General features: G+C 65.3%; 13 protein-coding genes. 3 read left to right on the top strand and 10 right to left on the bottom strand.

What is annotated here, in order from left to right; genetic code table 11:
* Positions 1-241: 241 nt before the first annotated feature.
* From VLR48_RS04825 to VLR48_RS04815, 3 genes are all read left to right on the top strand, one after another.
* Entirely contained in the window at positions 242-1,864 is a 1,623-nt protein-coding gene (locus tag VLR48_RS04825) for an NADH-quinone oxidoreductase subunit L (RefSeq protein WP_325290689.1), read from the top strand.
* 4 nt (positions 1,865-1,868) lie between these two features.
* Positions 1,869-4,508: a DUF2309 domain-containing protein gene (locus tag VLR48_RS04820; RefSeq protein WP_325290688.1), complete on the top strand. Its 2,640-nt coding sequence runs from the start codon at positions 1,869-1,871 to the stop codon at positions 4,506-4,508.
* 345 nt (positions 4,509-4,853) lie between these two features.
* The gene (locus tag VLR48_RS04815) at positions 4,854-5,021 is read left to right on the top strand and encodes a hypothetical protein (RefSeq protein WP_325290687.1); all 168 of its coding nucleotides are present in this window, start codon (positions 4,854-4,856) and stop codon (positions 5,019-5,021) included.
* A gap of 345 nt (positions 5,022-5,366) precedes the next feature.
* Here VLR48_RS04815 and VLR48_RS04810 read toward each other — a convergent pair whose 3' ends face one another.
* From VLR48_RS04810 to VLR48_RS04765, 10 genes are all read right to left on the bottom strand, one after another.
* Positions 5,367-5,804 (bottom strand): DUF29 domain-containing protein, encoded by a 438-nt coding sequence (locus tag VLR48_RS04810; protein WP_007195293.1) that lies wholly within the window; start codon positions 5,802-5,804, stop codon positions 5,367-5,369.
* A gap of 121 nt (positions 5,805-5,925) precedes the next feature.
* Positions 5,926-6,822: a transposase gene (locus tag VLR48_RS04805; RefSeq protein ID WP_325290686.1), complete on the bottom strand. Its 897-nt coding sequence runs from the start codon at positions 6,820-6,822 to the stop codon at positions 5,926-5,928.
* 25 nt (positions 6,823-6,847) lie between these two features.
* Positions 6,848-7,195: a DUF5615 family PIN-like protein gene (locus VLR48_RS04800; RefSeq protein ID WP_325290685.1), complete on the bottom strand. Its 348-nt coding sequence runs from the start codon at positions 7,193-7,195 to the stop codon at positions 6,848-6,850.
* Positions 7,192-7,422: a DUF433 domain-containing protein gene (locus VLR48_RS04795; protein ID WP_232409626.1), complete on the bottom strand. Its 231-nt coding sequence runs from the start codon at positions 7,420-7,422 to the stop codon at positions 7,192-7,194. The genes VLR48_RS04800 and VLR48_RS04795 overlap by 4 nt, the downstream gene beginning before the upstream one ends.
* 233 nt (positions 7,423-7,655) lie before the next feature.
* Complete coding sequence (locus VLR48_RS04790; RefSeq protein ID WP_120795802.1) at positions 7,656-7,952, bottom strand: HigA family addiction module antitoxin; 297 nt, start codon at positions 7,950-7,952, stop codon at positions 7,656-7,658.
* A 241-nt stretch (positions 7,953-8,193) separates the two neighbouring features.
* A complete protein-coding gene (locus VLR48_RS04785; protein ID WP_325290684.1) occupies positions 8,194-8,472 on the bottom strand; it encodes a hypothetical protein in 279 nt (92 codons plus the stop codon).
* Positions 8,473-8,488: 16 nt separating this feature from the next.
* On the bottom strand, positions 8,489-8,629 hold the full coding sequence (locus VLR48_RS04780) for a hypothetical protein (protein ID WP_325290683.1): 141 nt from the start codon (positions 8,627-8,629) through the stop codon (positions 8,489-8,491).
* Between the two features lie 11 nt (positions 8,630-8,640).
* Positions 8,641-8,859, bottom strand: a complete 219-nt coding sequence (locus tag VLR48_RS04775; protein WP_325290682.1) for a hypothetical protein — start codon at positions 8,857-8,859, stop codon at positions 8,641-8,643.
* Positions 8,860-9,050: 191 nt separating this feature from the next.
* Complete coding sequence (locus VLR48_RS04770; RefSeq protein WP_325290681.1) at positions 9,051-9,290, bottom strand: hypothetical protein; 240 nt, start codon at positions 9,288-9,290, stop codon at positions 9,051-9,053.
* Between the two features lie 24 nt (positions 9,291-9,314).
* Positions 9,315-9,548, bottom strand: a complete 234-nt coding sequence (locus VLR48_RS04765; RefSeq protein ID WP_325290680.1) for a BrnT family toxin — start codon at positions 9,546-9,548, stop codon at positions 9,315-9,317.
* Positions 9,549-9,864: the final 316 nt, after the last annotated feature.

Here is a 9,864-nt window from a genome sequence, read left to right as displayed (position 1 = left end):
TGCGCCTGTCGGGACACACACGGCGACAGACCCGGCGGCGGCCGAGCAACGCCGAGGAGCCCGGATGCCGTGGACCGGCGATGCAGGTCGCTGGTTCTTTGGCACGCTCACGCGAAACACCAGCCGCCACACTTAGAGCATCGCCGATAGGTCGGATCGAAAAGATAGATTTTTCAAGACATCGACTCGCCCCCAAGATCGCCTCGAACCCAATCACTGGGCGCAAGCCCGGGAGGCATCGATGTCGTCCGCACTCACGCTCGTCACCGCCGCGGCGGTTGCCGCGCCGGTCGTCTTATGGCTCACCGGGGCCGTCCCGAGTCGGGTCGCGAACCGTTCGGGGCCGCTGATGGCGCGCCTCGCCAATGTCCTGGCATGGACCGCGTTCGCGCTGGCCCTGGCGGTGTTGGCGGGGCACGGCTTCGGGCAAGCGCAGTCCCTGACCTTGTTCTCTGTGGATCTGCCGTTCGACAGCGGCGCCTTCGCCATCGGGGTCTACGTCAACGCCGTGACGGTGATCATGCTCACGCTGGTCTCCTTCGTCGGTGCGCTGGTCTCGACCTATGCGCGCAACTACATGGCCGGCGACCCTGCCGAGGGGCACTTCCACAAGTGGCTGCTGCTCACCCTGGCGTCGATCCTGACCCTGATCGTCGCGGGCAACCTGCTGATGTTCGTGCTGGCCTGGATGGCGACGAGTCTGAGCCTGCATCGGCTGCTGCTCTTCTATCCGGAGCGCCCGGCCGCGGTGATGGCGGCGCACAAGAAGTTCGTCTTCAGCCGGATCGGCGATGCGAGCCTGCTGATCGCGGTCCTCTTGATCGGGTCGACTCTGCACACGCTGGAGTTTGCCGGGGTCTATGCGGCCATGGAGGGGCTGGAGGGTCCGCTGCCGGCGGCGCTGCAGGGGGCGGCCTGGCTGATCGTGCTCAGCGCGGCGCTCAAGTGCGCCCAGTTCCCCTTTCACGGCTGGCTCCTGCAGGTGATGGAGGCGCCGACCCCGGTATCGGCCTTGCTGCACGCGGGCATCGTCAACGCCGGCGCTTTCTTGGTGATTCGGATGGCTCCGATCATGTCGCTGTCCAGTCCGGCGATGGATGCCCTGGCAGTGATCGGCTTGGTGACGCTGACGGTCGCCTCGCTCGTGATGTTGACCCAGACCAGCATCAAGGTCTCGTTGGCCTGGTCGACCTCCGCGCAGATGGGATTCATGTTGCTGGAGGCGGGTCTCGGGCTCTACAGCCTGGCGCTGCTGCACCTGGTCGCTCACTCGCTGTACAAGGCGCACGCCTTCCTCGCCTCGGGCAGCAGCGTGGACGGGTTCCGGGCGGCGACCCCGAAGTTTCGCGACGGCGGACCGCAGCCCTGGCATTGGTTGGTGGCCTTCCAAGGCGCACTCTTGATGGCCATCGTCGCGGGGTTCGTCTTCGGCGTGGACCCGGTCCATGAGCCGGCGCTGATCGTCACCGGAGCCATCGTCGCCATCGCGGTCGCGCAACTGCTGCTGCAGGCGCTGGAGTTGGAGGACAACGCCGCGTTGCTCCTGCGCGCGAGCGCGATCGGCGCCCTGGTGTGTTTCGGGTATTTCGGTCTGCACGCGGCCTTCGAGTACGCCATTGCCGACAGCCTGGGTGCAGCGGCACCGGCGGGCGGCCTCTTCGATCTGATTCTGAGCATCGCCGTCGTCGCCGTCTTCATCGGCCTGCTTGTCCTGCAACATCTCTTTATGCGCATTGCACCGCCGCTGCGTCAGGCGATCCAGGTGCATCTTTACAACGGGCTCTATGTCGATGTGTTGGTGACCCGCTTGATCACGCGCCTGTGGCCGCTGCGCCCGGCGCCCGCCGTCCAACGAGGGGTATAACGCCATGAACCTGAACGATCTGGAGACGCTCGAACAGACGCCGGCGATCGCCATGACGGTGCCGATCGGCCAAGGACCCGCACAGGAAGCGGCCGATTCCGCTACGGCCGAGGCGCTCGACGCGCAGATCGCGGCTGCCTGCGAGCGCATCGCCCCACTCTGGCCGCTCGATCGCTTCGTGGCGGTAAACCCCTTCCACGGGCTGCGCGATCTGCCGTTCCAAGAGGCCGCGGCCATGCTGCGCCGGGTGGCGGGCGCGCGCCTTTACATGCCCAGGGCCTACTATCGCGAGCAGATCGCCATCGGGCGGATCACCGCGGGGGACCTGCGCGGGGCCGCCGCGGTGTGCGGGAGCCAGCTGGATCCCGCAGCCCTGCAACGCGCCGTCGAGCTCGAACCGCCGCCGGCCGGGCGCGTGCCGCTGCTCACCGCGGTGCTCGACGAGATGGACGCCGACGACTGGTCGAGCTGCGTCGTAGACCGCATCAGCCAGCACTGCGCGGCCTTCTTCGATATGGGCCAAGCTACCTGGAAGCAGCCTTGGCAGGGCCTGTCGCTGTACGCCTCCTGGCGTCGTTTCGCGGCGCTGGATTTCAGCGCGACTATGATGGGGCAAGGCAGCATGCGCAAGCGTGTGAAGGCCCTGCCCGAGGCGCCACGCGACTGCATCCGCGCGGCCCTGAACCGGCTGGGCATCCCCGCGAGCGCGGCGCGCGACTACCTGCACGCGGCCTTGATGGACATCGGCGGTTGGGCGGCTTGGACCCGGCTGCTGCGCTGGCAGGCGGAGCTGGCCGGCGGGCGCGACGACACCATCGAGGAGCTGCTGGCGATCCGTCTGGCCTGGGATCTGCTGGTCTACGAGCACAAGAGCAGCCCGGAGCTGCGTCGCCGCTGGCGACGGGTCTGCGCCGATCTCGGCACGGGCGGGGCGGCCGGCGAGGACGCGGACGATGACGCCGGCGATCGGGAGATCGATCAGGTACTCCTGAGCGCAGCGGAGCTCGCCTATCAGCGCGGCCTGATCGGGCAGTTGAGCACGGCGGCGAACAACGACACCTTGATCCGCCCCGCCGTGCAGGCGGCCTTCTGCATCGACGTCCGCTCGGAGGTGATCCGCCGCGCCTTCGAGACGGTCTGCCCGCAAGGACGCACGCTCGGGTTCGCCGGCTTCTTCGGCGTGCCGATCGAGCATGTTCCGCTCGGTGCCGTCACCGCGCACACCCATGTGCCGGTGCTGCTCACGCCCTCCTACCGGGTCTGCTCCGAGATCCACGGCGCGGACCCCGCGGAGGCCGAGCGCGCCTTGGCCGTACAACGCCACCGCTTCGGGATCAGCAAGTCCTGGAAGGCGTTCAAGATGGGCGCCTCCTCGTGCTTCTCCTTCGTCGAATCGGCGGGCATCTGGCTCTATGCGCCCAAGCTCGTCGGCGACACCCTCGGATGGAGCCGGCCGGTCCCGGCACCCGACGACCTGCGTCTGGATGCGGCCGATACATGCCGGGTCGGACCGACACTCGATACGCCGTCGCATGCGCATCGACAGCACGCGCACGGGCACGACCACGCCGGCCCCTGCGGCGCCAAGGATGCGGCCGAGGCGACGCGCGCCGGCATTCCGGCGGCGGATCGGATCGGGCTGGCCGAGGGGATCCTGCGCGCCATGTCGCTCACCGACGGCTTCGCCCGACTGGTGCTGTTGGTCGGGCACGGCAGCACCTCGGTGAACAACCCCCATGCCACCGGGCTCGACTGCGGGGCCTGCGCGGGTCAGACCGGCGAGGCCAGCGCCCGCGTGGTTGCCGCGCTCCTCAACGACCCGGCGGTGCGCCGCGGTCTGCGCGAGCGTGGTTTGGAGATCCCCGAGGACACCTGGTTCCTGCCCGCACTGCACGACACCACGGTCGACGACGTGCATCTGTTCGACACCGGGGTGCTGCCCGCAGGCTACGCCGAGGAGCTCGCCGAGCTGCGCAGCTGGCTCGCGCAGGCCGGGGAGCTGACGCGGATGCAACGGGCCACCCTGCTCGGGCTCGGCGGGCGGCGCGGTCACGGCCTGGAGGCGAGCATCCGCCGACGTAGCCGTGACTGGTCCCAGGTGCGCCCCGAGTGGGGCCTGGCCGGCAACGCCGCCTTCATCGCCGCACCGCGCGCCCGCACCCGCGGGGTGGATCTGGGCGGTCGCGCCTTTCTGCACGATTACGACTGGTGCGCCGATGCCGGCTTCAAGACCCTGGAGCTGATCATGACCGCGCCGATGGTGGTCGCCACCTGGATCAACTTGCAGTATTACGGCTCCACCGTCGACAACCGACGCTTCGGCAGCGGCAACAAGGTGCTGCACAACGTTGTCGGCGGCGCCATCGGGGTGCTCGAAGGCAACGGCGGCGACCTACGCACGGGTCTGCCGATGCAGTCGCTGCACGACGGCCGGCGCTGGATCCATGAGCCGCTACGTCTGAGCGTCGTCCTGCAGGCGCCCGAAACGCCGATCGAGGAGATCATCGCCCGCCATGCGCTGGTCCGCCAGCTGCTGGACAACGGCTGGCTGCATCTCTTTCGCTGGGATGATCGGGACGGGAGCATCCAGCGGCGCGTACCGGGGTGCGGCTGGGTGAGCGGCGGGCCGGAGGAGGGCAAGTAGAGCGGCGCCTCAGTACGACAACGGCGCGAGCCGGTTCCGGCAGGCTGCCGGAGCTGTCATTCTGCGCCGGATTTGCCGAACCAAGTGAGACCGAAAACCATCGCGGCGATCTGACCCCGAAACCGCAAATCGCCCGGGATCGAATCCCGTCCACGGCAAACCCGCGATGACCGGCTCGCAGGGTGCTCTGCTTCTGGGCTATGGTTGAAGTCCATTCGCTCGATCGCGAGAGCATCGTTATGGACGAGACCGTCATGTCGAACATCAAACGCTCGAGCGCACCCGATCGCGTAACCTTCTACGACGAGTCAAGCTCCGCGCCGGGCTATGGTCCTGGGAGTGGGCTTGCGCTTTGCCGTCAGCACGCAACTGGAAGTCCACGCCACCTGTCGTTACTCCGATTACGAGAGCCAGTGCTTCCTCGGACGGCTCTCGGACGGCACGGTCCGCGAGATCTTCACCTCCGACCCGACACTGCAGGAGGTCGGCATCGGCATGCGCTGGTCCTGGTAACCGACGATCCCGGGCTGTCGACTGAAGAGGTCGAGTGCGCGTCGCGCACATGCGACTGCGGATCGGCCGCTACCACTCTAGCGGCGGCAGCGCTCGGAAGACCTTGCGCGAGCCCTCGAGCCACTGCCGGGGCAGCGCGTCGAAGGCTGGCTTACAAGACCTGCCCCCGCGCCCCTCAAGGGCAAGCCCGGCCCAGCCTGCCAGTCCTCGATGTCGACCCTCGGACCCGACGCCATGCCAGCGCAGAGAGTCCGACCGAGGCAGCTGCACCGAACGCCAACATGTTGCATGACAAGACCCCTTGTCTGGACATGTCGGTCCGCCGCCGGCGTCGGCTGGTCTCGCCTACTCGGGTGACCAAGCCGGATCGAGAATCTGATTCGGTGTCCAGAGGCATGTCTCGGGGAAATCCGAGAGTCCGGTCTCCTGCGCGGCTTGCGCCGTCGCGTCGTCCCAAACGCCCGCCCACCAGTCGGGGTCGTCGAGCTTTGGAAGCAGGCTCGGGGTCTCTTGGAGTCTACGCAGGATTCCTCGCCGTTGGTTTCTGATGGTAATCTGCCAGCTGGCTCCGCGGCGACCGGGCTGCATCTGCCACTTCAGCAGGTGAGCCAAGAGCAGTGCCATGCGGTTCGTCAGCTCTCTCTGCTCACTCTTTCCCACGTCTTCGATCTCCTCGGCCAGATGGGCAATATCCAACAGGTCGAACCGTCTTTCGCGCAGCAGTCTTGCTTGTTCGGACGCCCAAGCGACCACGTCTTCTTCGTACCGTGTTGCGTTCGTCATGGTGGCTATTCCGCTAATCGTCGTTGGTTTCCCTCGCCTCGGATGACTATAGATCTGAATCCGGACACAAAAAAGCCCGCTCGGGCGGGCTTTTTCGAACGGGCTTTCGTGGGCTTTATGGTCAGGTCGTGAAATCACCTGTCCGATGGCTCGACTCCGGCGCGGCCGATCCGGCTGCGGTGCGCTCGAACCGGCGCACGGCGCGACTGACGGTGGAGTAGTGCACGCCGAAATGCTCGGCGATCTCCTGCATCGTGTAGGCACCGCTTGAGAATGCCCGCGCCATCGCCTCGCGCCGCGTCGCGGATTGATCGGCGAACGCCGACAACGGCTGCGCGAGCGCACGGCGCTGGGCACGCGGGACTTCGCGCAAGCGCTGCGGATCCTTCGCCAGACCGCGGTGCCGCTCCACAAAGTCGTCTGAGCCGAGGAAGACCTGGCACCGCAGTCCATCCCAAATGCTCGACCGTCCGACCCCGTCGGCGACGAACGCCGCGAGGGCGGCGCGGGCCGCCGCACGCCCATGCCCGAACCGGCCGAGCACCGAGTCGGTCTCCAACCACGGCGGCGCCGGCACCCGACCCAACATGGCCGGGTAGCTGCTCCAGACCCAATCGCCGGCATCGGCCACCATGCCGGCTCGAACCGGATTGAGCACGACATACCGCGTCAGATCGAGCAGATAGGCATCCCGATCGACGAGAATGCCCTTGAAGCGGCCCTGAAACAGGTGCCCGACCAGGCCATGACGACGATTGACCCGTTGGGTGAAGACACCGTTGAGCTGCCGCATCCCCTTCGACAGATTCCCCTCCGCGGTCCCCACCACGAGGTGATAGTGATTTGTCATTTGGCAGTAGGCATGACAGCGCCAATTGAAGCGTTCGCAGACCTCCGCGAACACCGCCAGCCAGGCATCCCGGTCCGCATCGTCGCGGTAGATCGCCTCGCGGCGATCGCCGCGCGAAGTGACGTGATAAATCCCGCCCGCAAGCTCGATTCGGAGTGGTCTGGCCATGGAAACAGCTTAGCCCAGCGATGGATCAAGCGCCCCGGTCGCCGATTTCGACGACGACTTCGCCTGCCTCCAACATCGCCATGGCGTCCGGCAGCACCTCTGCCAGGATCCGGCGCAGGTGGGAGTTGGTGACATTGCCGCAGGTGAGCCAGAGGATGCGCGGCGGCGGACCGAGTCGTAAGGCAAGTTCCACGAAATCGCTGTCCTTGCTCATGATGACGACATCGCCTTGGTCGCGAGCCGCTTGGAAAATCGCCCGGTCATCGCTGTCCCGCAGCCCCAGATCACGTACAGCCAGGCATCTGATCTCAAATGTATTCGCCAACCAGGCTGCAAGGGTCGGCGGCAATTGAGCATCAAGCCAGATCGTCACGCGACCAGTCGCGGGATGTCGACGCGCTCAGCGGCTAGGAGCAAACAGGCTTGAATGTCCTCCGGCTCCAAATCCGGAAAGTCCGCGAGGATCTCGCGGGCGGACACTCCTTCCGCGAGCATCTCGAGGATATCGACGACGCGGATTCGCATGCCGCGAATACAAGGGCGCCCGCCGCATTGATCGGGGTTTGTGGTGATGCGGTCTCTAACCAGGTGTTTGTCCATTCGGGACTCCGAGGGGCTGCCAATCGCCTTGTATTAGGAGGTTGTGTCTGCGGCCAGTCAAGTCAGATCAGGCCGGAAGATAGGGGACGGGAACATCGGCTGTCGTACCACGGAATCACAGTGAGCGACCAGACCGATCGGTCGGGCCTTCCCTCGCGTGGTGGCGCTTCGGGACGCGGAGCCTGCCCAAGACGCTCATTGTGACGTTGTGCGCAATGGTTCCGGCGAGCGGTTTACGCCGCCCGCGGCCTGACGTCCCGCTCCAGGCGCTCGCCTAGCCGCTTGCGGGCCTCCTCAAGATCGTAGTCCGCTTGGAGACCCATCCAGAACCCCTCCGAGGTCCCGAAGTAGCGCGCCAGGCGCAGTGCCGTATCGGCGGTGACGGCACGCTGAGCGTGTACAATCTCGTTGATGCGCCGCGGTGGAACACCAAGGTCGCGCGCCAGGCCGTTCTGGCTGATGCCCATGGGTATCAGAAACTCTTCGAGCAGCACCTCGCCGGGGTGCACATTGTCGAGGACAGGGGTCATGGTCGTGCCTCAGTGGTCATCCACGATCTCCACGGCGTCTGCATTCCCGCCGCTCCAGACGAAGCAGATGCGCCACTGCCGAGGGATTCGTTCGCCCGCCTATCGCACCAGATATCCCGACAGCCGCTCCGACAGGCGGCGATGCCGGTCCGGTACGAGTATGCCGATCGCACCAAGCAACCGGCTCTCGGGCAGCACGGCCAAGAATCCCAATCGGATGAGCGATGGAAACATGAAAACGTCAGACCGCTGGCGGCGTCGTCGTCATGGTTCGCCAGGATCGGTTCATCGAATCGGCGTCGATGCCGTCCCACAGGGTTTCAACCGGGCTGACGCGGCCGGCCAGCGCGTCCGTCCAGCCCTCGCGGAAGGACTCGCGCGCGCTGGGCCAGGGCTCATCCGCCTCGATGCCCTCGCGGAAAGAATGCACCAAACGCAGCAGCAAGGATCGGTAACGCACGGGTGTAAGCTCGATCTCGGCTTGGAGCTGCTCGGTGATGTCTTCGGCCGGCGCTGGCATGGGTCTAACCCTCTGGCTAAGGTGTCGCTGCGATCGACTGCAATTGAGTGCTGACGCCGCAGACCAACCCGCCCCCGAAACCCGGCATGCGCCGCAGGGCAATCGTCGGGCGTTTCTTCACGCGCCCGTCGGCTTGGGGCAGCGGCGTCAGAGCCACGTCGCCCTCGTTCACGGACGTCTCACATCAGTGAGTCTGTACTCCGGTTCGTCGTCTCCATAGACGAGGGCGAGGCCGGAGCCGGCGAGGTCGGACCACTGCGCACGATCGCCGTCCATTGAAGGTGACACCACTGTTACCAGTAGCCGAGCGTTGCCGGGAATCTCGAACGGCTCGTCGAGAACGATCGACTGGCCGCCGAAATGGGCGCTCAGGGTGATGCCGGGCATCGGAACCTCTCGGTATAAGAAGGGGCCGGTTGCAGAACCACGTGCCGGGATCAACTGATCCATTCCCCCGGTCAGGTCGACTCTCCTCGTCGAAGGCATCCGTGTCGCCTCCGTCGCACTGCGGCAGTCGAAATCCAGCACAGGGTTGCAATGTCTGCCGCGATCCGAGTCCGTGGACGCGGGGTTAGATCTCATATTCGGCCACTTGTTAGGCGAGCTGACGCCTCGGCGACTTCCAGCAGATAGCGGAGGGCTTTGTTCACCGCTTCGTCGTTTGGAAATACCTTCGCAATATCCGGCTCAAGGAGCACGACGTTGGATTCCTCCTTGATGCGATCCGCATATTTACCACGAACGATCTCGCCAAAATCGGCCCTATTATTATATTCAGGCCGAAGTTCATCTGCGGTTTCTGCTTTGACCTTCTTCATAAATCTGCCTTTCAACGCTTGTTGCTATTCGTGCGTTATGATCCGAATCGTATTTCCTCGGTCGGTATGCGATACCGTAAGCAAGCGACCTCGGGACGAAACACCAAATGTTACAAAGCGATCCTCGTCTTCCGAATGGTCTGGATCATGGCCGGTCGCCGAAAGCCGATCACGCAATGCGCTGGATGCTTCCTCAAAGGTGACACCATGTTTACGCTGATTTGATCTCGCCTTTCTTGGGTCCCACTCGAAGCTCATGATGTCGCCGATTCCTATCCGTCTGAAATACCCGTCTCGGCCGCTGTGATTTGGTGCTCATCTGGGGTGCATGGACTGCGGAGGCAAAACGCAAGATCTGAGCCCAGCCCTCCCACTTTCCTCTGCAGTGAGGGAAACCGTGGTCCGTCCGCAGTGTCATCGCCCCGTTACTTGGCCTCGCGACGATCGCCGCATGAGCGGACATGTTGCAACGCGCCCGCACCTCGGTTCGGAGTGGTCTGGGCGTGGAAACAGCTTAGCCCAGTGATGCTCGAAAACAGACCTGATAAGCATCTAGCCGACCCCGCCCGCGGGC

Source organism: Thiocapsa sp., assembly GCF_035467215.1.
Lineage (GTDB): Bacteria > Pseudomonadota > Gammaproteobacteria > Chromatiales > Chromatiaceae > Thiocapsa.
The sequence above is the reverse complement of the archived record's forward strand: the minus strand, read 5'-3'. Positions and strand labels throughout refer to the sequence as shown.